Below are 22,104 nucleotides of genomic sequence, written 5' to 3'. Positions count from 1 at the left end.
CGGCGTCACGCTGGTTCCACCCACTGCGCATCGGGATGAGTACGGATGAAGCGTCGCAACTGATCGAGGAACGTGGCTCGCTCCTGCTCGACGATGATGTGGCGTCGCTGCTCGCCGATGCCGAATGCGCGCGCATGGGCATCGGCGTCGAGCTCTGCGTCGATCGCACTGTCGACCCGGCGACGAAACTCGGCGAGACGAGCGTCCGGGTCGGCGCAGAAGCGCTCGAAGTCGTCCGAGGCCGCGTTGCTTCCGTCCGTCGGGGTACGCGAGGTCCGAGGTTTTTCCTCGCCCGCGGCGCGGAGTTCATCGGCGCGCTGGTGCAGACGCTCGTCGAGACGCGCTGAATTTCGGGCTCGTTCGGCCCTCATCTCCGGAGAGGCAAATGACTCGAAGGGATCGCTGAAGGATGCGGGCATGGTTGTCTGAGGTTCCCCCCGAACCGTAGAGGCATCGATAATGAGGAGCACGATGCCAGAGAAGCGGAAGAAGTACGACCGGGAGTTTCGTGATGGGGCGGTCCGGATCGTCGAGGAGACAGGTAAGCCGATCGCCCAGGTCGCTCGAGACCTGGGGGTCAACGAGGGCACCTTGGGTAACTGGGTCAACCGGGCGCGCGCCGAGCGGGAGGGCCGCGGCGAGCTGACCGTTGATGACGCTGCTGAGCTCAAACGGTTGCGTGACGAGGTCGCCGAGCTGCGCATGGAGCGTGATGTCCTCAAGCGATCAGTGGTCCTGTGGGTGAAGGAGGCGACGAAGTGAGCGTGGCACGCTTTATCGCCGACCAGAGGACCAACTATCGGGTGCCACACGCGGTGTCCTGCCGGCTGCTCGGGGTCAGCGAGGCGTGGTTCTACAAATGGCATAAGCGGACCCAATCGCCGGGTGCGGCAACGGGTTTGCACACCACCCGCGACTATCGCCGGGACACCATCGACCGGGCCGTGGCGGTGGCGTTCGACAAGGCCCGCGGCCTGCACGGGTCACCGCGCCTGCATGCGGATCTGCGTGCTGACGGGTGGACGGTGACCGAGAAGACTGTCGCTGATTCGATGTGTCGTCAGGGCCTGGTCGCGCGGCGGATCCGCCGGCGCAACGGGCTGACCCGTCAGGACAAGACCGCCCCGAAGTTCCCCGATTTGTTGGGTCGCGATTTCACCGCACAGTGCCCCGATCAGCGGTGGGTCGGCGACATCACCGAGATCCCGACCGCGGCGGGCAAGCTGTATCTGGCCACGGTCATCGACCTCTACAGTCGCCGCCTGCTGGGGGCGGCCACCAGTCGTCACCCGGATGCAGCGTTGGCGTGTGCGGCGATCGAGATGGGGGTCGCCACGCGGGGCGGTATGCAGGCGATATGGCGTGATGACGATGCGCAGAAGCTGATTTTCCACACCGATCGTGGGTCGACGTACACCGCGAGACGGTTCACCAGGCTGTGCCAGAAGATGGGTATCCGGCAGTCGATGGGCCGGGTCGGATCGTGTTTCGACAACGCCGCAGCGGAGGCATTCTTCTCTTCTTTGGAGTGGGAAGTGTTGTCACGCAACGAGTTCCATACTATCATGGAGGCGCAGGCGGTCGTGTTGGAGTGGTGCTACGGCTTCTACAATCACCAGCGTCGCCACAGCGCGATCGGGATGATGAGTCCGGTCGACTACGAGAACACCGCAGTCACCGAGCCCGAAGCCGCATAGAGGAGTCCTCCACGATTCCGGGGGAACCACAGTCAGACACCGCGTTCGGGCCAGCCGGGGGTGGGGGTGGCTTGCTGGTTGACGGGTTCGTGGGTGCATGTCGGGTCGGTGGTGAAGACGTCGATGTCGTCGTCGGTGGCGTACCAGTCGCCGAAGACGTTGCCGGTCGGTGCTTGGCGGGTGCCGTGTTGGTTGGTGGGTGGCGGTGTTCCGGTGTGGCGGTAGGTGATGGTGTCGATGTCATAGCTGATGGACAGTTTGTTGATGGGGTTGATGCTCAGGGCGACGCAGATTGTGGCTGTGCGTGTCTCTGGGGTGACATCGGTGAGTGATAGGACGGTTTGGGTGGCGAATCCGCGGTAGATGCCGGGGTTGGGGCCGCCGACGTAGAGGCGGGGATTTTTCTTGCTGCGGTCGGCGGTGGCGAAGCCTGGGTAGGCGCCGGTTGCGGTGTATCCGCTGACGATGGCGATTTGTTGGGCTTCTTCGTAGGCGCGGAGGAAGGTGGCGTCGGCGCTCATGAGGTCGGTGGCCGGGCTGGGGTTCCAGTTCTCGGTCCAGGCGACGTTGGGTGGGCGTTGATAGCCGTCGGCCGATTGCGGGCTGGTCGTGGTGGACGATGCGTGCGTGTTTCTGGATGGTGTTGTGGCACAGGCTGATAACACGGTGGCCGATAAGGATAAGGCGGTGAGCACGATCAGGGGAGTCAGTGTGGTGGTCAGCGTTCGTTTGCGATGAGCCATGGTGTGTCAGACGCCGTATTCGGGCCAGCCGGGGGTGGGGGTGGCCTGTTGGTTGACGGGTTCGTGGGTGCATGTCGGGTCGGAGTTGGAGACGCCGATGTCGTCGTCGGTGGCGTACCAGTCGCCGAAGACGTTGCCGGTCGGTGCTTGGCGGGTGCCGTGTTGGTTGGTGGGTGGCGGTGTTCCGGTATGGCGGTAGGTGATGGTGTCGGTGCCGTAACTGAGGGACACTTTGTTGAGTGGGTTGATGCTCAGGGCCACGCAGATTGTGGCGACTCGAGTGTCAGCAGTGGGCGCGCTGAGAGTGAGGATGGTGCGGGTGGCAAATCCGGTATATGTCCATTCCTTAACGCCGTGCTCGTACAGACGGGGATTCTTGATGGTGCGGTCCGCGACGGTGAAACCGACGTAGGACCTGGACGCGGTATACCCGCTCAGTGCTGCTATAACTTGGGCTTCTTCGTAGGCGCGGAGGAAGGTGGCGTCGGCGCTCATGAGGTCGGTGGCCGGGCTGGGGTTCCAGTTGTTTGTCCAGGCGACGTTGGGTGGGCGTTGATAGCCGTCGGCCGATTGCGGGCTGGTCGTGGTGGACGATGCGTGCGTGTTTCTGGATGGTGTTGTGGCACAGGCTGATAACACGGTGGCCGATAAGGATAAGGCGGTGAGCACGATCAGGGGAGTCAGTGTGGTGGTCAGCGTTCGTTTGCGATGAGCCATGGTGGTGTCAGACACCGTATTCGGGCCAGCCGGGGGTGGGGGTGGCTTGCTGGTTGACGGGTTCGTGGGTGCATGTCGGGTCGGAGTTGGAGACGCCGATGTCGTCGTCGGTGGCGTACCAGTCGCCGAAGACGTTGCCGGTCGGTGCTTGGCGGATGCCGTGTTGGTTGGTGGGTGGCGGTGTTCCGGTATGGCGGTAGGTGACGGTGTCGATGCCGTAACTGAGGGACAGTTTGTTGATGGGGTTGATGCTCAGGGCGACGCAGATTGTGGCTGTGCGTGTCTCCGGGGTGACATCGGTGAGTGATAGGACGGTTCGGGTGGCGAATCCGCGGTAGATGCCGGGGTTGGGGCCGCCGACGTAGAGGCGGGGATTCTTGTCGCTGCGGTCGGCGGTGGCGAAGCCTGGGTAGGCGCCGCTTGCGGTGTATCCGCTCATGATGGCGATGTCTTGGGCTTCTTCGTAGGCGCGGAGGAAGGTGGCGTCGGCGCTCATGAGGTCGGTGGCCGGGCTGGGGTTCCAGTTGTTTGTCCAGGCGACGTTGGGTGGGCGTTGATAGCCGTCGGTGACGCGACTCGGAGAAACTTGAGAACTCGTTACCGTCGGATCCGAGGGGCTCGCGCATGCCGCCAGGAAAGTAGACGCGATTATCGTCAATAGCGCCGCTCTTCGAGCGAGTCTGCGGCGCGTCATCCGGGGCGCCGCGTGGGGTCGGTCCCGGGTGCGGGAAGTGCCTTTGGATTGATGTTCGCGCCCGCGCGAGCACCGCTGCCGTAGCCGTCCATGGAATTGTTCCAGGAGTCGGTGACGGGAAGGGTATCGACCAGAGTACTGAACTTTCTTGAGTCGGCCCGAATTGAGGACCACGACAATTGGCCGTCGCTGGCGAGGAATTGGTTCCACCGGGGATCGTCGGGGACACCGTGTGCCGCAAAGTAGCCAGTGGCAACGTCATATTGCTGATACAGGCCATTCGTATCCGTGTTGTAGTAACTGTTCGCAGCCGAGATCGCGTCGGTCGTCGGGTTGCTGGGGATCTCTGAGGGATCGTTGGCGATTCCGAGACCGTCGAGCTTGACTTCCGGATTCGCGAGGTCGATGAGTACCGGGCCAACCGCGTCGAACGGGGGAGGGAGAAACTTGAATCCGGCGCTGACGAGAGCCTTACTGGAGTCCCACGCCGCACTGTCCTGGTTGTACTGGACAATCCGATCCCAGGTGCCCTGATCTTTGTTCGCCTGCACGAAGTCGTGATCTGCATCGTTGAACATCTGATGAAAGCGGCCCGCCGCCGCGGCGTACGAGGGGTCACCCCCATGCGCACCATAAAGCGCTGTCATGTAATTCTCCCACTCCGCTCCGGCGTGGTTGATCGCGAATCCCGACGTCGGATCGGACTCCAGGGCCTTGATCATCCCTTCCATCTGCGTGATGTCGTCGAACCCGAAGTTTTGGACTGCCCAGGTGTGGATGCCGGTGTCAGGGACCCCATTCAGTGCTCCGAGATACGGAATGATGTTCTTGGTCAGGGTTTGGTTGAGCTCAGGGTTGATACTTCCCAAGGTCGGATGACCAGGACCGGACCCGTTGGTGTCCAACGATAGTGCGAGGGAGTTGTCGGCCAAGCGGTGTGCGTAGGCATTGGCGGCGATCGCGGCCAGGTCGCCTTCGTGTCCTGGTGTGCCGGCGTTCGGACCAATCCAGTCGAACATGCGCTCCACACCATTCTCGCCGGGGTCGAAATGGTGGGTCGCGAGTGCCAGAAAGTGAGAATTCGGATCGTACGTGCCGCCGGCTGTGACCGTTGCTCCCATGTTGTTGCCGGTGAGGAAATCCGTCACTGCCGGATGGTCGATCGTGGCGACGTCGAGCATTCCGTTCAGATTCGCGTTGAGATCATGCATTGTCACGATCTGGTCGTTGTCATCGGTCACGGTGACGTTCTCCAGCCCGCCCCCTTGGGAATTCAGGGCAGACAGCTCGGAGAGTTGCTTCAGCATTCCGCGGTCGATGTCGGTATTGACGCGTAATGCTGGGCTACCTTTGTGCATGAGGTCGGTGAGCGCGGTGAGCTGGTTGTAATTGGGCAATTGGTAGTGGGGATATCCGTCGAGGCTGAACTCCCACGGAACCTTTTGTAGATCGTCGCCTGTTGGTAGTCATCCGGCTGGGCCTGCAGAAGCTGGGGCAGAGTGGGATAGCTCATGAGTGGTGTGCGTGAGCCCTCTACCTGGCGAGGGGTTGGTTGAAGTCTCCCAGTCCTGCCAACGCGTGTTCGCCTTGTTCTTCGCCCGCGATGAAGACGATGCCAGTGCCGCCTACCGCCTCGGCGATGGCCTCCAGCCGTCCGGCGACGACTTGCTTGGAGTTCTTCGCCGCGTCCATCAGATGCACAACGGCCGTGTCCGAAGTCGACCCGGGCATCGCCGGCAGGGTGCACGTCGGATCACTTGCGTCCGATACTCCGGTGCTGACATCGGAGATGTGCTGACCTGCACGTAGAAGATCGGGCATGCTTGCATGCAACTCTCGTTGTGGCCCCGGAGCCATCACTCCCCCTATGTCGAAATGTCCGAATTACCCCGTATTGCCGATTGTTGTGCACTGCAACGTTATCGAAGCGAAAGGTATCAACAGACAGACATCGCCGCAATGCGACACCGAAGGGAATGAAGCGGCCCAGTGTGGGTGGCACTAGCTCCGAGCGGAGAACTTCCCGCCCGTCTTGTCGTCCCACCGGTCGAGTAGTGCGGTGACCTTCGGATCGCCTTGGGCGCGAATCCACTCGCACAGTTCCTGCGGCGCCGAGGGATTGGTGACGATGAACCGGTGGAGACCGGCGTCGTGCTCGGCGAGTACACGTAGCGTCGCCGGGTCGGTGTCGGGGTCGGCGGCGGCGAGCGCATCCCGCGGATCGAAGGCGCCGTACCGCGGTGCGTCGGAGCCGGAGAGGCCGTCGGCGTCGACCACCTCGATCTCGCCGGTGTTGTGATAATCCACCGGATCGGGTGAGGTGCTGCGCCAATTGAGTAAGAGGTTCAACAGGATTGCGGTGATGGCGCCCGCGGAGATCCCGGAGTGGAAGATCGTCTGGAACCAGTCCGGGAATTGGTGATACAGGTCGAGCGACACGGTCTCGCCGTTGTCGTTGGTGTACGACAGGCTCGCCTCGCTCAACATCGCGACGCCTACCGAGATGGCGACCACCAGGATGTTGGTGTTGTTGAACTTGACCCGGCTCAGGGTGCGGACACCACTTGCGGCGACCATGCCGAACAGCGCGACACCCGCGCCGCCGAGGACGGGCTGGGGGATGCCCTCGATGATCGCGGCCATTTTCGGGAGCAGGCCGAGGACCACCAGGATCGCCCCCGCACATGTCGCGACGTGTCGGGTCTTGACGCCCGTGATCGCCACCAGGCCGACGTTCTGCGCGAATGCCGTGTAGGGGAAGGTGTTGAAGATCCCGCCCAGGACGGTGCCCACGCCGTCGGCCCGCATGCCGTCGGCGAGCTTGCGCGGGGTGATCTTCTTGTCGACGATCTCGCCGACGGCCACGATGTCGCCGGTGGTCTCGGTCATGATCACCAGGGCGACGATGATCATCGCGATGATGGAGCTGACGTCGAAGCTCGGCACACCGAAATAGAACGGCTGCGGTACAGCGATCCAGGAACTCTGCCCGACGCCACTCCAATCGGTCATGCCGAAGGGGATCGAGATCAGCGTGCCGAGGATGAGTCCGACGAGCACCGACACCCGCTTGATCGCTGCCGGCGCGAACCGCTCGAGCAGGATGATCAACAGCAGGGTGCCGAATCCGAAGGCGATCGACTTGGGTGCGCCGAAGTCCTCGCCCTTGTTGGTGCCGCCGCCGAACCATCCGGCGGCCACGCTCATCAGCGACACCCCGATGATGAGGATGATCGTGCCGGTGACCAATGGTGGAAAGAATCTGATCAGCCGACCGACGATCGGCGCCACCAGGATCATGAACACGCCGCAGGCGATCACCGAACCGTAGATCGCGGTGATGCCGTGGTTGAGCCCGATCGTGATCATCGGCCCAACCGCGGCAAACGTGACGCCCTGCATCAGGGGCAGGCGCACCCCGAACCGCCAGAACCCGACTGCCTGCAGCAATGTGGCGATGCCGGCGACGAACAGGTCGGCGGTGATCAGGTGGACGATCTCGTCGGAACGCATCTGACCGGCGCCGACCATCGCGCCGCCGACGATGAGCGGCACCGCCACGGCACCGGCGTACATCGCCATGACGTGTTGCAGTCCGAGCGGGAAGAGCTTGGTCAGCGGCGGGATGTCGTCGACCGGATGGTCGGCGTCACGGCCGCGCTTGATGGTGTCGAGAACCGTCATGAACACTGTCTACGAGTCCGAGATTTCTGATTCGACGCGATCGTGTGTCGACGGTGTTTCCGGCAGAATATATCGATGTGGCAGCACGCACTCCCCAGCTCAGCGCCGGGTTACTGATCCATCGGAACACGGCACTCGGCGTCGAGGTCCTGCTCGCCCATCCGGGTGGACCGTTGTGGGCGCGCAAGGACGACGGAGCGTGGTCGATCCCGAAGGGACTCGTCGAGGACGGTGAGGAACTCCTCGTCGCCGCCCGTCGCGAATTCGCCGAGGAGATCGGTCAGACGGCCCCCGATGGTGAGGTCATCGAGCTCGGTGAGGTGCGGCTCAAGAGCGGTAAACGGGTCGTCGCCTTCGCGATCGACGGTGACCTCGACGTCTCCGTCGTCACCAGCAACACCTTCGAGATGCCGTGGCCGCCGCGGTCCGGGAAGACCCAGGCTTTCCCGGAGATCGACCGTGCGGAATGGTTTTCACCCGACGACGCACGCCGCAAGCTCAATCCGGCGCAGGTCGCCTTCATCGACCGGTTACTCGAGCACCTCCCGCCGAACCCGTGATCGGTGCGCGCCCGATCGGCGCGCCGCCATCAACGCAGCAGTGCGTGTCGGATTTCTCCGCACCCGACTGGTCCACCTGATAGCGGATGAGACGAGAACTGTTGGCCACCACGGCCACCGACGACGCGTTGTGCAGGATGGCCGCCACCACCGGGGACAGCGCGCCACCGGCGCCGACGATCAGCCCGATCGCGTTGACGGCGATCGACATCCCGTAGTTCTGCTTGATCACCTGCAGGGTGTGCTCGCCCAGGTCGCCCACCGCCAACAGCATGCGCAGATCGTCTGCGGCCAGGGCGATGTCGGCGGTCTCGACGGCCACGTCGGTGCCGGCCAAGCCCATCGCGATGCCGATGTCGGCGGCGGCCAGTGCGGGTGCGTCGTTGACCCCGTCACCGATCATCGCCACCAGATGACCTTCGGACTGCAGCTCGCGGACCGCGGCGAGTTTGTCCTCCGGAAGCACCTCGGCCCGCCAGTCGTCGATGCCGAGTTCGCCGGCGATCGCCGCAGCGGTGGCCGGGTGATCGCCGGTGAGCATGGCGATCCGCTCGATTCCCTTGGCTCGCAACCCATCGAGCACCTCGCGTGCCTCGGGGCGAACCTCATCGCGCAGACTCACCAGGCCGACGAGGGTGCCGTCGACGGCGAGCAACAGTGGTGTCTCGCACTCGTTGCGGAGCTTGTCCACCCACTCGATCGCGTCGGTGGACAGTGCCACCTCGTGTCGAGCGAACAGGGCGGGGCTGCCCAGCAACAGGACGCGGCCGTCGGCGGCGAAGGTACGCATGCCGAGACCCACGATGACCTCGCACTCGGCGTGGGTGGGGATCTCGATCCGGCGCTCGGTCGTCGACCGGATCACCGCTTGCGCCAACGGATGTCGCGAGTGGATCTCCGAACTCGCCGCATGGGCCAGGACGTCCTCGGGAGACCAGTCGGGGTGGAAGGAGATCACGTTGGTCACCACCGGACGGCCGGTCGTCAGTGTGCCGGTCTTGTCGAAGACCATGGCGGTGATGCGGCCGGCCGCCTCGAGATGCGAGCCGCCCTTGATCAGGATTCCGCGGCGGGCACCGTTGCCGATGGCGCCGCTGATCGCGGTGGGTGTCGACAACCCGACCGCGCAGGGGCACGCGACGAGCAGCATGGTCATGGCGCGGCGCAGATCGCGTGTGACGAGCAGGGTGGCCGCCGACAGCAGGAACGAGGCCGGGACGAAGCGGCCCGAGAACTGTTCGCCGACAGTCTGGATGGGCGCCCGATCGTGCTGGGCTTCCTCGACCCGGGCGATGATCCGACCGATGGCGGTGTCGGCGCCGACCGCCGAGGTGGTGATCACCAACCGCCTGCTGACCACCACCGAGCCCGCGTGCACGTGGGCGCCGACCTGTGCGGTGACGGGCAGGTTCTCGCCGGTCAGCGCGGACTGGTCGATCACCGCCTCGCCCTCGAGCACCGTCCCGTCGACCGGCACGGCGACATGATCGTGGACGACGATGACGTCGCCGACCGCCAGCGAATCGACGGGCACCGAGACCTCGGTGCCGTTTTCGAGCCGCAGCCATGCGGTGTCGGCGTTGCCGCGCAACAGATCCGAGATCGCTCGTCGGGTGCGGCGCAGCGTCAGATCCTGAAGGAATTCACCGATGTTGAGCAACCACAGGACGGTCAGCGCGACGACGTTCTCCCGCAACAACAGGCTTGCCACGGTCGCCGCCGACACGAGCGCATCGGTACCCGCCCGGCCGCCGCGCAGTGAACGCAAGGCGCCCTTGAGGAATGGATAGCCGGAGAAGATGGTGATGCCGGTGGCGACCGTGCGCGACGCGGGTCCGAGCATCGGTGGTCGTCGGAATCCGTAGCGCCGCAACCCCAGAAGGATCAGGGCGCCCGCGCCGATACCCATCCGCAGGATGTCGGAATTGGTGACGTCGGCCGAATGCGGCGCGGCCCGGGTGACCGTCGTGAGATCGGTGTCCCGCCCGGCGGCGATCGCGCGATCGATGGCGCCACGGTCGGTGTTCCGGCGATACCAGACGACGACCGAGCCGGTGCGTGGATACACGTGCACGGCACGAACCCCGGCCACCGCGATCACAGCATCCTCGACGGCGACCGCGCGTGCCGCCGACGTTCCGCGCAGCGCCTCGACGACCAGACGGAGACGACCCGCGGCGTCGGACCGCACAGTTTCTTGCACGGCGGGCGTCAGTGATCGTGGTCGTGCGGCTCGGCTGTTCCCGGGGGACTGGCTTCCTCGCCGATACGGTCCTTCGCCTCGGCCACGATGTCGGCGGTCCGCAGGCGCGCGTCCTCGGCGATGGCTTCGGCTTTTCGGGTACCCACCAGGCCCCAGGAGGTGACCACCACGGCGCCCTGCCGTAGGGGTGCCTTGGCGATGGCCTTGCGGGCGACGTCGTATGCGACGGCGCCGACGAGGCCGGTCGCGACCGTCGATCCGGCCTTGGTCAGGAAGCCGTGTAGTGCCATCTCGGTCCTTTCGCGCTCAACTCGATGAGTTGACCGATTAATGGAAACGATTGCCAGGACGTCCGAGTCTACGTCGTGCGCGGCCACCCGGCGAGTGGACACACGCCGACACGGGGGCCGGTTGGGCAGCAGCGCCGAAGTATTTGCAACATTGATCAATGTGCCATTGACAAATGGCATCATGGGTGATGCCATCGGTAGTGTGATTCGCACCTCACGACAGTCGCGGTGTGCGGCGTGGCTGACCCGACGCACGTTGCGGCCGTTCGCCGACGTCCTGCCCGGCGGTGTCCTCGCGGTACATGTCTCCCGTGCCATCGTCGCCACGGCCATGCTGCTCGGGTCACCGCCGCCCTATCGGGTCCGCGTCGATGCCCTGTCCACCGGCAGCTTCCGCGGAGAGTGGGTGTATGCCCCGGGATCGGAGAAGTCCCGGCGCGTCATCCTCTACGTCCACGGCAGTGCGTATGCGATCTGCTCGGCGCGCACGCATCGCGGACTCGTTGCCCGACTCGCGCATCTCACCGGGATGCCGGTGTTCAGTGTCGACTACCGACTCGCCCCCGAGCACGTCTTTCCTGCTGCCGCCGACGACGTCGAGGCCGCCTACGCCTGGCTGCAGAACATCGGCTATCGGCCCGAGAACATCACAGTCGCAGGTGATTCGGCAGGCGGCCATCTCCTCCTGGATCTGCTCGCCGAGAATGTGCGACACCGGCGTGCACAGCCGCGCGCGATGGTACTGATGTCGCCGCTGGTCGATCTCACTCTAGAACTGGCCCGCCGGCAGGAACGCGACACCGGGCCCGATCCATTGATCTCGGCCGTCGCCGCGCAGCGTCTGGTCGATCACTACACCAGGGGCCATCCGGCCGACCTGCCTCGCCTCGCGCCGGCACTCGATCGCGCCGACGACCTGCCTCGCACACTGATCCAGGTCGGCGGGGCAGAGATGCTCCTCGGCGATGCACGTGCCGCGCACCGGATGATCTCCGACGCCGGTGGGGACAGTGAACTGCAGATCTGGCCCGGACAGATGCACGTCTTCCAGGCACTGCCGACGATGATCCCGGAAGCCGGCCCCGCCCTGGCGGCGGCCGCACGGTTCATCACCGAGTGCCCGGAACCGGGTGGCAAAGCTGCGGCGACGAACGCTGCGACGGCACACGCTGATACCGAACACGCTGATACGGAAAGGTATGCCACGACATGACATCTCGACGATCACAGGGTGCACGCGCCGTCGTCACCGGCGCGGGTAGCGGCATCGGGCGCGCTTTCGCTCTCGAACTCGCGCGCCGTGGTGGCCGCATCGTCTGTGCCGACATCGACATCGACCGGGCCGAGGAGACGGTCGCCATGATCGACGCGGGTGGGCGCGGGGAGGGCATTGCGCTGTTCTGCGACGTCGCCGAGATCGACGACATGCGCACCCTCGCCGGCCGCGCACCGGATCTGCTCGATGGCCCGACCACGTTGATGATCAACAACGCCGGCGTCGGCATCGGCGGGCGCTGCGTCGGCAGCATCGGCCTCGATGACTGGACCTGGGCCCTCGACATCAACCTGCGCGGAATGGTGCTCGGGTCGGAACTCTTTCTGCCCCAACTGCGCTCGGCCGGCCGGGGTGGTCTCATCAACGTCGCCTCGGCCGCCGCGTTCTCCGCGGCGCCGGGGATGGGCGCCTACAACGTCGGCAAGGCGGGGGTGCTGGCACTTTCGGAGACCATTGCCGCGGAGTTGTCGGGCACGGACCTCGCGGTAACCGTGCTGTGCCCGACCTTCGTGAAAACCAATGTCGCCGTGGACGGTCGGATCACCGGTGACGCGATGAAACTCGCGCAAACCCTGATGCGATACTCCGGGCGGTCGGCAGAACAGGTCGCGCGGGCGACCCTCGACGCCAACGACCGGGGACGGCTGTACGTGGTACCCCAACTCGACGCCAGGGCCATCTGGCTGATGAAGCGACTGTTCCCGCGGACCTACACCCTCGGAGCGGGTCTGCTGCATCGTCTGGCCCCGGCGATCGCTGCCGTGGACCCGGAGATACTCGAGCCGGGGGTACCCGAGCACAACAGCCTGGCGTCTGATGCGGAAACCGTTGCTGCACAACCGCGAATCGAAGAAGGAGTGTGACATGCCGATAGTTCTCGAGGACATGCTGGCGACCATCAAGGATCGCCAGTGGGCACTGGCCGACATCGACTGGGATGCTCCCGGTGCCGAGTTGATCACCGAGGAGCAGAAGCCGAAGCTCAAGGCGTTCATGGCCGATCTCGTGTGGATCGAGAATGTGGGCGCCCGCGGGTTCGCGGCGTTGGCGAAGAAGGCGCCCGACGAGACGCTCGCGGAGATCTATCGCTACTTTCACGCCGAGGAGCAGAAGCACGCCAACGCCGAGCTTGCGCTGATGCGGCGGTGGGGGATGCTCGAGGACGACGAGGTCCCCGAGCCGAATGTCAACATCCGCCTGGCCATCGAATGGCTCGACACCTTCGCCGACCGCATGTCACTGTCGGTGTTGGGCACGGTCATCCCGATGTTGGAGGTCGCCCTCGACGGAGCCCTGCTGAAGTTCCTCCTCGAGGAGGTCGAGGATCCGATCTGCCATGCCGCATTCCGCAAGATCAACGCCGACGAGTCGCGACATCTCGCCGTCGACTTCCACGCACTCGACATGATCGGCAACGCCCGCCTGCGCACCCTGCTGGTCCAAACCGTCGGCACCGTGGCCTCGCCGGGACTCATCATCGGTGCCCTGATGTACGTGCCCCTGCTGAACAAGATGCGCGACAACATCGTCGACATGGGACTCTCGGAGGATCGGCTCTACGACGCGATCAAACGGTTCCGCAAGAACGGCGACCGGGGGCGCGGCACCCGGCTGCTCACCTACCAGGTGCTCAAGTACCACGCCGGCTGGGTCATCAACCGCGACAGTCCTTATCACTACTTCGCCGATGCGATGGTCACGCTGACCGACCGCTACCCGCGCTTTCTCCTTCGGTCACAGCCGAGTTGGTCGAAGGAACTGACCTACGAGCCGATCGCATGAGCGCCGTGCACGAGGATTCGCACACGCCTGCTCCCGATGCCGCCGGTCTCGATGCCACCACCGTCATCATCGGGGCCGGGTTCGCCGGTATCGGCACCGCAATCCGGCTCCTGCAGCAGGGGCGCGATGACTTCATCATCTGCGAACGCGACGTCCGACCGGGCGGAACGTGGCGCGACAACGTCTACCCCGGGGCGGCCTGTGACATCCCGTCGCGGCTCTACTCGTATTCCTTCGCACCCAATCCCGAATGGTCACACACCTATTCGGGAAGTGAGGAGATCCTGGCGTACATCGCGCGGATGATCGCCGACCACAATCTCGAACGGTTCATCCGGTATTCGCATCTGGTGACCGGGCTGGAGTTCGACGAGGAGAGCGGCACGTGGCGCGTCGATCTGGCCGATCGGGAGTCGCTCCGCACACGCGCGGTGGTCGTCGCCTCCGGCCCGCTCTCCACACCCGGATATCCCTCGATCCCGGGTATCGACGAGTACACCGGTCACCGGATGCACTCTGCGGCGTGGGACCACGACTACGAGTTCGCCGGTAAGAAGGTCGGGGTGATCGGCACCGGTGCCAGTGCGGTGCAACTGATCCCGGAGTTGGTGCGCGCCGGTGCCGACGTCACGGTGTTCCAGCGCACTCCCGGGTGGGTGCTGCCGCGAGCCGATCGTCGGATCTCCTCGTTGACCAGACGGGTATATCGGAGGGTGCCGTATTCGCAGGGGCTGGCACGTCAACTCTGGTACCTCGGGCACGAGTCGGTGGCGCTCGGCGCCGTGTGGAACACGCCGTTCACCCGGATCATCGAAGGGGTGGCGAAAATCAATCTCGTTGCCCAGGTGCGTGATCCGTGGATGCGGCGACAGCTCACCCCGGATTTCCGGGCCGGCTGTAAGCGGCTGCTGATGACCAGTGACTACTATCCCGCACTGCAAGCCGACAACTGCACCCTGGTGACGTGGCCGATCGCGCGGATCTGCGAACACGGCGTGCGGACCGTGGAGGGGATCGAGCGACGGTTCGACGCACTGGTGTTCGCGACCGGGTTCGAGGTGTCCAAGCAGGGATCGCCGATCCCGATCCGCGGTCGTGGCGGTCGTGTGCTGGCCGACGAATGGTCCGGTGGCGCATACGCGTACAAGTCGATCGCGGTGTCGGGGTATCCGAATCTCTATTTCACCTTCGGCCCGAACTCCGGCCCGGGGCACAATTCGGCGCTGGTGTACATGGAGGCACAGATCGATGCGATCGTCACCGCCATCTCGCTGATCGTCGACCGCGGATTGCGGTTGCTCGACGTGCACCGGCCCGCCCAAGATGCCTACAACCGGTCGATCCAGAAACGCCTGGAGAGCACCACCTGGAATTCCGGTTGCCGCAGTTGGTATCTCACCGACGACGGATTCAACGCCACCATGTATCCGGGGTTCGCCAGTCAATACCTCGCGCAGATGCGGGGGATCGATTTCTCCCGGGATTTCCGCGCGGCGGCACTCGACGACGCGCGGTCGCCGGACGCGAGCCGGGATTCGTCGATGGTGTGATCGGTGCTCGCCTCAGCCGATGCCGGCGGGGTCGACCGACACCCAGTCCGGATACTTGGCGGTTCGGTCGTCACCGGAGGACTGCTTGCGAAGGCGTCGCATCACCCACGGGAACAGGTGCTCGCGAACGAACCCGGCCTCCGCGACGAGGCGCGGGGGACGCGGTTGCGGTTCGGGGCGAGCAGGGGTCGGCGTCGGCACCCCGAGGCCACGCAGGATCAGTGCGGCGGCGCGGCGGTGGCCGATCGCGTTGAGATGCAACCGATCCGGCGACCAGTATTCGGGGCGGCGGATCTCGGTGTCGTGGAAAACATCGATGAATTCCACGTCCTCGGTGATGGCGATGGTCGCGACCTCGTTGGTGAGGTACTCGCCGCGGCGCCGGATGGTCGACCCGAAGGGCAGACCATCCGAGGGGTCGGCGCCGGCCAGGAGGACGACGCGGATTCCGGCGTCACGGCATCGGCGTACCGCGGAGCGGGTGAGCTCGACCAGTCCGGTGAGGTCGCCGGTGCGCAACATGTCGTTGCCGCCGCCGTTGAGGGTGATCATCGTCGGCAACGGGTCGAGATGCAGGGCGGCGTCGACCTGATCGGTGACGATGGGTTCGAGGAGCCGGCCGCGCACGGCAAGGTTGGCGTAGTCGATCCCGCCGTGCGCGGCGGCGAGCCCCTCGGCGACGAGGTCGGCCCACCCGCGCGGGATCTCGGGGCCATCGGGTTCGTCGCCGACTCCTTCGGTGAAACTGTCACCGACCGCCACGTACCGCACTGCCTGCCTTGACCTTTCGCTCGTTCGGGTAATCGCGCACCGGACGTGATGGGTACGCGGACCTACGTGACGGTGATGCCGCCGTCGACCGCGAGGGTCTGGCCGGTGACGTAGCCGCCGGCCGGGGAGGCCAACCAGACCGCCGTCGCGGCCAGCTCCACCGGATCACCGGTGCGTCCCAGCACGACGCGCGGTATCTGTGAGTCGAGGTAGCCGTCCTTGTAGCCGTCGGTCATCTCGGACTTGAAGAATCCGGGGGCCAGTGCGTTGACGCGAATACCCTTGCGGGAGCCCCACTGCTGGGCGAGATCGCGGGTGAGGCCGATGATCCCGGCCTTGCTCGCTGCGTACGCGGCCTGCGGGAGCGAGGCGGTGGTGATGCCCAGGATCGACGAGATGTTGATGATCGAGCTACCCGGCTGCATGACCCGGCCGGCCGCCTGCGCCATCCAGTACGAGCCGTTGAGATTGACGTCGATGACGTTGCGGAACTGCTCGGGCGTCTCCCGTGTCGCCGGCACCGCGGTGCCGATACCCGCGTTGTTGATCAGCACGTCGACGTGACCGAAGGCCTCGATCGCGGCGTCGATCACTTTCTGGCACGACTCCGGGTCGGCGACATCGGCGGTCACCGACAGTGCCTTGCGTCCGGTGGCCTCGACCTTGGCCGCGGTGTCGGCCAGGCGGTCGGTGCGGCGCGCGGCCAGGACGACGTCGGCGCCGGCTTCGGCGAAGGCGATGGCGAACGAGACGCCGAGACCTGACGAGGCGCCGGTGACGACGACGACCTTGTCGGTCAGGGAGAACATATCGAGGACGGACACTTTCGGGAGCTCCTTCGTGATGGTGGGTCGACTGCGTGGTGGATCGACGGTGTGTGGCCGGTGGGCTACAGCCAGGCCGGATCGGTGTCGAGGGTGGTGCGGTCGAGTGCGGCCAGCAGCTCGAACTGCGGCCCGGTCTTCGGCAGTTCGTATCGGTAGAAGTATTGTGCCGCAGCGCGTTTGCCGTCGTAGAAGTCGCCGGTCGACGCGCCGACCGCGAGTAGCTGCTCGAGCCACATCCAGGCGATGACGATGTGCCCGGTGGCCTCGAGGTAGGCGGTCGCGTTGGCCAGGGAGACGGCCACGTCGCCTGCCGACCACACGGCGACGGTGGTCGCGACGAGTGTGTCGAGTCGGGTGCGCAGTGCGGCGGCGTATTCGGCGAGCGCCGGATCGGCCGCGGCTCTGGCGATGGTGTCGCCGATGGTCTCGGCCAGCAGGGTCAGTCCCGCACCGTCACGCATGACGACCTTTCGTCCCAACAGGTCCAGGCCGTGGATGCCGTGGGCGCCTTCGTGGATCGGGTTCAGCCGATTGTCGCGGTAGTACTGCTCGACCGGGAATTCGCGTGTGTACCCGTAACCGCCGAGGACCTGGATGGCCAGGGAGTTGGCCTCGAGACACCATTGCGACGGCCAGGACTTGGCGATCGGGGTCAGCACGTCGAGGAGCAGTCCGGCGCGGGCCTGCTCGGCGTCGTCGCCGGTCTGTTGGAGGTCGACGAGCTTGGAGCAGTACAGTCCCAGCGCGAGCGATCCCTCGACATAGGACTTCTGCGCCAACAACATCCGCTTCACGTCGGCGTGTTCGACGATGGGGATGGGCTTGCTGGTGGGGTCCTTCTGGTCGACCGGACGGCCCTGCGTGCGTACCTTGGCGTATTCCAGGGATGCGAGGTAACCAGCGTATCCCAGTGAGGTGGCGAGGAATCCGACGCCGATGCGTGCCTCGTTCATCATGTGGAACATGTAGGACAGGCCCTTGTGCTCTTCGCCCACCAGGAACGCAACTGCTCCCGGAGTGGGGTCGGGGGAGTGGGTCCCGTCGCCGAAGTTGAGCAGGCAGTTGGTGGTGGCCCGGTTGCCCATCTTGTGGTTCAGCCCGACGAGTGCGACGTCGTTGCGGGTGCCGTCGGGGAGATACTTGGGCACGATGAACAGGGAGATGCCCTTGACGCCGGGCCCGCCACCGGGGGTCTTGGCCAGCACGAGGTGGACGATGTTCTCGCCGAGTTCGTGGTCGCCGGCCGAGATCCACATCTTGGTGCCGGTGACGCGGTACGTGCCGTCGGTCGCGGGGATCGCCTTGGTGGTGATGTCGGCGAGCGACGAGCCGGCCTGCGGTTCGGACAGGCACATGGTGCCGAAGTAGCGGCCCTCGACGATGGGTCGGACCCAGGTGTCGATCTGTTCGGGTGTGCCGTATTCGGCGATCAGGTTGGCGTTGCCGACGCTGAGGAAGGTGTAGGACGACATCGCGGCGTTGGCTGCCTGAAACCATGCGGCGCTCGCCCGGTTCACCACCGTCGGCAGTGCCATCCCGCCGAGTTCTTCGTCGAAGGAGCCTGCGACGAGCCCGGCCTTGAGGAACTCGTTGATGCCCGAGGTGATCTCGTCGGGCAGGATCACGGTGCCGTCGTCGCCGACGTAGGGCTCGTGGGTGTCGCCGAGGGCGTTGTAGGGCGCGTAGCGCCGGGTTGCGATGTCGGCGGAGAGTTCGAGGACCGCGTCGAAGGTCTCCCGGGAGTGCTCGGCGAAACGTGGACGCTCGGTGAGCTTTTCGACGTCGAGCCATTCGTAGAGCAGGAACTCCAGGTCGCGACGGGACAGCGGTTCGGCCATGACGCTCCATTTCGTCCGGGGTGCAGCCAAGCACTCGCTCATTTTATGAGCACTTGCTTATACTGCCTGGTGTGGCGGTTCGTCGTCAACATCGGCGGGCCCTGGGAACCGGGAGGTGAGGTGATGGCGTCCGTGCATGCCACCGAATCGGCTGCGGCGCAACGCATCCGTGCTGCCGCGATTGCGGCATTCGCCGAATTCGGGTACTCGGGGACCTCGACCCGGCAGATCACCGCGCGACTCGGGATGAGCGCGGCGGCGATGTACCCGCACTTCCGGTCCAAGGAGGAGTTGCTGTACTCGATCGCGCTCGAGGGCCATCAGGCGGTCAACGACGCGATCCGGGCGGCCGACGAACCGTCCGCACCGTACTCGGACCGGTTGCGCGCCGTGGTGGCCGCCTTCGCCGAATGGCAGGCGCGTCATCATCAGTTGGCCAAGGTGGTTCAGTACGAGATGCGGGCGTTGCGGCCCGAGCACTTTCGGGCGATCGCCGACCTACGGCACGAGACGACGGCGATTCTCACGACGATCATCACCGGAGGGGTTCAGGCGGGCGAGTTCCTCGCCGACGACGCCGACGACGTGATCCTCGCGATCTCGTCGCTGTGTGTCGACGTGTGTCGCTGGTTTCCCAGCCGTGCCCACCGTGATCCGCTGCAACTCGGCGCGGCCTACGCGCGGATGGCCTCACGCATGGTGCGGGCGCAGGAGCGGTCCGATCACCGCTCGCGGCCGGGGAACGGGGTGTAGTGGCGGCGTGCGGCAGTCGCCACGACCTCGATGAGCTGGGTCTCGTCGAGGACCGCGGGGGTGCCCGCGCTGACCGATCGCAGGTAGACCTCGCAGAGCCACTCGAGGAGTTCGATGTGCTCGCATGCGGTTTCGATGTTGCTGCCGACGGCGATGGCACCGTGATTGCGCATCAGTGCGGCGGTGCGTTCGAAGAGTGCCTCGTTGATGCCCGTGCTCAGTTCGGGGCTGCCGAAGACCGCGTACGGCGCGACGCGCACCGAGCCCCCGAGCATGGCCGCGGTGTAATGGATCGCCGGGAGTTCGTCGACGATGTTGCCGACGGCAACCGATGCGATCGGGTGTGCGTGGGCGACCGCGGCGGTCGACGAGGTGCGGTAGATGTCGAGGTGGATGCGCAGTTCGGAGGTCGGGCGGTACGGCGTGGGAACGGCGACGGTCCCGTCGAGATCGACCACCACCAGCTGCTCGGGCGACACCGAATCGAGCCGGCAGCCCGACGGGGTGACCAGCACGTGTTCGCCGACGCGGGCCGAGAGGTTGCCACCGGTGCCGATCGTGTGGCCCGCCGAGGCGAGTTGGTGGGCCGCCGCACAGAGGTATGCGCGCTGATCGTCGATGTCCACTCCTTGACGGTAGCGCCTTTGTGCAGTTCATGGCGGGGATGTGGCAGTTCATGGCGGGTGAACGCCGACGCCGTCGGCCCGTCGCGCGCTGTCGGTCCTCGGATGTCCGCCGGGCGTCAGGTGACGATCCCGAACTCCTTGATCTTGCGGTAGATCGTGGCGCGGGAGATCCCGAGCGCATGTGCGGCAGCAGCTTTGCTGTTGCCGTTCTCCTCCAGACTGCGCACGATCGCATCACGTTCGAGCGCCTCGATGCGGGTGAGCGTGTGCCGACTCGTGGTCCGGCACCGTGGCGGGAGCTGGCCAACGCCGATCACCCCGGAACGCTGATGGGTGACCACCTCTCGTAGCGTCTGGCGCAATTCGGCCACGTTGCCGGGCCACCCGTACTTGCTGAGCTGAGCCATGGCGTCGGAGGCCACGGTGAGCTCCCGTCCACGGGTGAGCTGGCGCAGCAGGGCAGGTACGAGATCGTGGAGATCCTCGATGCGGTGCCGCAACGGCGGCAACTCGACGGTGTGGCCGAAGAAGGGCAACAGCATCGACGCGGCATCGGCCGAATGCAGGGCGGTGGTGACGCCGAGCCAGCCGGCGTACTCCCGGCCGGGCAGCAGGTCGGCGATCGCGGCCTGGGTGTGGGCGGGCACCCGGTCGAGGTCACGCAGGATGATGCAGAACCCGTCGCGGTCGAGTTCGATGGCGAGGGCGTCGAGGGCCTCGTCACTGTCCGACGTGGAATCGGGGTCGGCATCGAAATCGTCGGCGGTGAAGATCCGCGTCGTCGACGGCTGGTAGCGTTCGGCGGCAGCGCGCAGCAAAGCTGTACGGCCGGAACCACTTTCGCCGGCCACGGCGATCCACTGCCCGGCCTGGACGTGACCGGAGATCCGTGCACAGCACTGCCGCCAGGACGAGCTGCGTCCGACCACCCCGGGCAACGAGGCGACAGGACGCAGCGGGGTGGAGGCAGCAGGCGTGGGCGCGGAATCGAGGAGATGGACCCGGAACACCGCGATCGCGGTATCGGAGTCGTAGTGCTCGTCGACCGGTGACAATCGCGCGACCCGACCGCTGGGCAATGTGCTGACGCGATTCGCCGACACCCGGTCCGGGGACTGGTCGACGGCGTGTTCGAGGATCGCGAGTTGGTCGCCGGGATCGATGCTGTGGCGCAGTCGACGGTTCATCAGCACCACGTCGCCGGAGATGGCGAGCACCATCGCCTGCGGGGCTCGCCGGCAGGTGGCGAGGTAGGCGTTGAGCAGCCGGGACTCCCGTTCGCTGGCCTGCGAGACCATGCGGTGCACAATCTGCGAGGTGGCGGATTTGGCCAGGGACAGCAGCAGCGTCGAGGGGTGTTCGTCGTCGGACGGACAGGTGAGGTCGAGCGCGCCGACGACCGCCCCGGAGATGGGGTGCACGATCGGCACACCCGCGCAGGACAGCGGCCCGAGACATCCGGCGTAATGCTCGGATCCGCGGACCAGGGTGGGCTGGCGGGTCTCGAGTGCGGTGCCGATTCCGTTGGTGCCGGCGTGCTCCTCGCTGTAGCTGTACCCCGGGGCGAGGCTGACCTCGTCGAGCATCTGCTGCAGGCGGCGGCTGGCGGTGGTGCGTGAGAGCACCACCCCGTCGGCGGAGGTCAGGATGATCGAGACCGGCTCGGTGGACAGATCGTCGGCGAGTTGGCTCAGGATCGGGCGGGCCGCACTGACCAACGGGCCCTCGAGGTTCGGTTCGCGGACGAACGGCAGCTCGAGACGATCAGCGTGGACGTTGAACGCACGCGAACGCTTCCACGACGTCGAAATCGAGTCGCGGACGGCATCATCGAGCGCGTCGTCGCTCAGAAATTTCTCCCGGGCTCTGGCGATCGCTGCGGTGGACATGGCTGCTGGTGGTGTGGGCTGTGGAATCACCGAGCAAAAGGCTCCTCTGCGATCGGGGGCTCCGCTGTGATCTGGGTCTCACCTGCTGCGAGTGTACCCCCTGGGGAGGACCGGCCGCGATCAACGCCGCGAACGAATCTCATCGTCCGGATCGCGGCCGGCCCAGTCCTGGGTGGGAATGATTCGGCGTCGGATCATTCCCGG

At 65.6% G+C, this 22,104-nt stretch carries 22 protein-coding genes; 8 read left to right on the top strand and 14 right to left on the bottom strand.

Annotated elements, in window-relative coordinates:
- Positions 1-5 precede the first annotated feature (5 nt).
- Positions 6-371, bottom strand: a complete 366-nt coding sequence (locus tag AC5ZH6_RS18645) for a hypothetical protein (RefSeq protein ID WP_020170525.1) — start codon at positions 369-371, stop codon at positions 6-8.
- A 100-nt stretch (positions 372-471) separates the two neighbouring features.
- Here AC5ZH6_RS18645 and AC5ZH6_RS18640 point away from each other — a divergent pair, with 100 nt between their 5' ends.
- Both AC5ZH6_RS18640 and AC5ZH6_RS18635 read left to right on the top strand, forming a co-directional pair.
- Positions 472-762, top strand: a complete 291-nt coding sequence (locus tag AC5ZH6_RS18640) for a transposase (RefSeq protein ID WP_005195137.1) — start codon at positions 472-474, stop codon at positions 760-762.
- Positions 759-1,697 carry an IS3 family transposase gene (locus tag AC5ZH6_RS18635; RefSeq protein WP_496167630.1) on the top strand — a complete coding sequence of 313 codons (939 nt, stop codon included), beginning with the start codon at positions 759-761 and terminating at the stop codon, positions 1,695-1,697. The genes AC5ZH6_RS18640 and AC5ZH6_RS18635 overlap by 4 nt, the downstream gene beginning before the upstream one ends.
- A 32-nt stretch (positions 1,698-1,729) precedes the next feature.
- On the opposite strand, the gene AC5ZH6_RS18630 is transcribed toward AC5ZH6_RS18635, so the two are convergent.
- From AC5ZH6_RS18630 to AC5ZH6_RS18605, 6 genes are all read right to left on the bottom strand, one after another.
- Positions 1,730-2,440 (bottom strand): hypothetical protein, encoded by a 711-nt coding sequence (locus AC5ZH6_RS18630; RefSeq protein ID WP_020170526.1) that lies wholly within the window; start codon positions 2,438-2,440, stop codon positions 1,730-1,732.
- A 6-nt stretch (positions 2,441-2,446) separates the two neighbouring features.
- Positions 2,447-3,172, bottom strand: a complete 726-nt coding sequence (locus AC5ZH6_RS18625; RefSeq protein WP_496167629.1) for a hypothetical protein — start codon at positions 3,170-3,172, stop codon at positions 2,447-2,449.
- Positions 3,165-3,653, bottom strand: a complete 489-nt coding sequence (locus AC5ZH6_RS18620) for a hypothetical protein (protein ID WP_020170529.1) — start codon at positions 3,651-3,653, stop codon at positions 3,165-3,167. The genes AC5ZH6_RS18625 and AC5ZH6_RS18620 overlap by 8 nt, the downstream gene beginning before the upstream one ends.
- 194 nt (positions 3,654-3,847) lie before the next feature.
- On the bottom strand, positions 3,848-5,248 hold the full coding sequence (locus AC5ZH6_RS18615; protein WP_496167627.1) for a TPR repeat domain-containing protein: 1,401 nt from the start codon (positions 5,246-5,248) through the stop codon (positions 3,848-3,850).
- Positions 5,249-5,384: 136 nt separating this feature from the next.
- Positions 5,385-5,672, bottom strand: coding sequence for a hypothetical protein (locus tag AC5ZH6_RS18610; RefSeq protein WP_020170531.1), 288 nt, complete (start codon positions 5,670-5,672; stop codon positions 5,385-5,387).
- A gap of 180 nt (positions 5,673-5,852) precedes the next feature.
- Positions 5,853-7,535 (bottom strand): nucleobase:cation symporter-2 family protein, encoded by a 1,683-nt coding sequence (locus tag AC5ZH6_RS18605; protein ID WP_288337592.1) that lies wholly within the window; start codon positions 7,533-7,535, stop codon positions 5,853-5,855.
- Between the two features lie 77 nt (positions 7,536-7,612).
- Here AC5ZH6_RS18605 and AC5ZH6_RS18600 point away from each other — a divergent pair, with 77 nt between their 5' ends.
- Positions 7,613-8,095, top strand: coding sequence for an NUDIX hydrolase (locus tag AC5ZH6_RS18600; RefSeq protein ID WP_155828305.1), 483 nt, complete (start codon positions 7,613-7,615; stop codon positions 8,093-8,095).
- Here the strand turns inward: AC5ZH6_RS18600 and AC5ZH6_RS18595 are convergent.
- Both AC5ZH6_RS18595 and AC5ZH6_RS18590 read right to left on the bottom strand, forming a co-directional pair.
- On the bottom strand, positions 8,055-10,286 hold the full coding sequence (locus AC5ZH6_RS18595) for a heavy metal translocating P-type ATPase (RefSeq protein ID WP_288337599.1): 2,232 nt from the start codon (positions 10,284-10,286) through the stop codon (positions 8,055-8,057). The genes AC5ZH6_RS18600 and AC5ZH6_RS18595 overlap by 41 nt on opposite strands.
- A gap of 20 nt (positions 10,287-10,306) precedes the next feature.
- Positions 10,307-10,588, bottom strand: a complete 282-nt coding sequence (locus AC5ZH6_RS18590) for a DUF1490 family protein (RefSeq protein WP_006370682.1) — start codon at positions 10,586-10,588, stop codon at positions 10,307-10,309.
- A gap of 181 nt (positions 10,589-10,769) precedes the next feature.
- Between AC5ZH6_RS18590 and AC5ZH6_RS18585 the strand changes: the two genes are divergently transcribed.
- From AC5ZH6_RS18585 to AC5ZH6_RS18570, 4 genes are read left to right on the top strand one after another with little or no spacing between them, the layout of a single operon-like run.
- A complete protein-coding gene (locus tag AC5ZH6_RS18585; RefSeq protein WP_288337593.1) occupies positions 10,770-11,801 on the top strand; it encodes an alpha/beta hydrolase in 1,032 nt (343 codons plus the stop codon).
- Complete coding sequence (locus tag AC5ZH6_RS18580; protein ID WP_288337594.1) at positions 11,798-12,727, top strand: SDR family NAD(P)-dependent oxidoreductase; 930 nt, start codon at positions 11,798-11,800, stop codon at positions 12,725-12,727. The genes AC5ZH6_RS18585 and AC5ZH6_RS18580 overlap by 4 nt, the downstream gene beginning before the upstream one ends.
- Position 12,728: 1 nt before the next feature.
- Positions 12,729-13,646: a ferritin-like domain-containing protein gene (locus AC5ZH6_RS18575; RefSeq protein ID WP_276114155.1), complete on the top strand. Its 918-nt coding sequence runs from the start codon at positions 12,729-12,731 to the stop codon at positions 13,644-13,646.
- Positions 13,643-15,196 carry a flavin-containing monooxygenase gene (locus AC5ZH6_RS18570; RefSeq protein ID WP_288337595.1) on the top strand — a complete coding sequence of 518 codons (1,554 nt, stop codon included), beginning with the start codon at positions 13,643-13,645 and terminating at the stop codon, positions 15,194-15,196. The genes AC5ZH6_RS18575 and AC5ZH6_RS18570 overlap by 4 nt, the downstream gene beginning before the upstream one ends.
- A gap of 12 nt (positions 15,197-15,208) precedes the next feature.
- On the opposite strand, the gene AC5ZH6_RS18565 is transcribed toward AC5ZH6_RS18570, so the two are convergent.
- The 3 genes from AC5ZH6_RS18565 to AC5ZH6_RS18555 form a co-directional block, all read right to left on the bottom strand.
- The gene (locus AC5ZH6_RS18565) at positions 15,209-15,967 is read right to left on the bottom strand and encodes an SGNH/GDSL hydrolase family protein (RefSeq protein ID WP_020170539.1); all 759 of its coding nucleotides are present in this window, start codon (positions 15,965-15,967) and stop codon (positions 15,209-15,211) included.
- 62 nt (positions 15,968-16,029) lie between these two features.
- Positions 16,030-16,791 (bottom strand): SDR family NAD(P)-dependent oxidoreductase, encoded by a 762-nt coding sequence (locus tag AC5ZH6_RS18560; RefSeq protein WP_020170540.1) that lies wholly within the window; start codon positions 16,789-16,791, stop codon positions 16,030-16,032.
- Positions 16,792-16,856: 65 nt separating this feature from the next.
- Entirely contained in the window at positions 16,857-18,632 is a 1,776-nt protein-coding gene (locus AC5ZH6_RS18555; protein WP_288337596.1) for an acyl-CoA dehydrogenase, read from the bottom strand.
- A 123-nt stretch (positions 18,633-18,755) separates the two neighbouring features.
- Here AC5ZH6_RS18555 and AC5ZH6_RS18550 point away from each other — a divergent pair, with 123 nt between their 5' ends.
- Positions 18,756-19,385: a TetR/AcrR family transcriptional regulator gene (locus AC5ZH6_RS18550; protein WP_006370690.1), complete on the top strand. Its 630-nt coding sequence runs from the start codon at positions 18,756-18,758 to the stop codon at positions 19,383-19,385.
- Here the strand turns inward: AC5ZH6_RS18550 and AC5ZH6_RS18545 are convergent.
- Together AC5ZH6_RS18545 and AC5ZH6_RS18540 are read right to left on the bottom strand one after the other, a co-directional pair.
- The gene (locus tag AC5ZH6_RS18545; protein ID WP_006370691.1) at positions 19,355-20,011 is read right to left on the bottom strand and encodes a class II aldolase/adducin family protein; all 657 of its coding nucleotides are present in this window, start codon (positions 20,009-20,011) and stop codon (positions 19,355-19,357) included. The two genes, AC5ZH6_RS18550 and AC5ZH6_RS18545, sit on opposite strands and share 31 nt — an antisense overlap.
- Positions 20,012-20,127: 116 nt before the next feature.
- Positions 20,128-21,900 carry a sigma-54-dependent Fis family transcriptional regulator gene (locus tag AC5ZH6_RS18540; RefSeq protein WP_172398873.1) on the bottom strand — a complete coding sequence of 591 codons (1,773 nt, stop codon included), beginning with the start codon at positions 21,898-21,900 and terminating at the stop codon, positions 20,128-20,130.
- Positions 21,901-22,104 lie beyond the last annotated feature (204 nt).

This window comes from Gordonia sp. YC-XJ4 (assembly GCF_059511865.1).
Note: the sequence above shows the minus strand (reverse complement) of the source record. Positions and strands in the feature narration are given on the sequence as shown.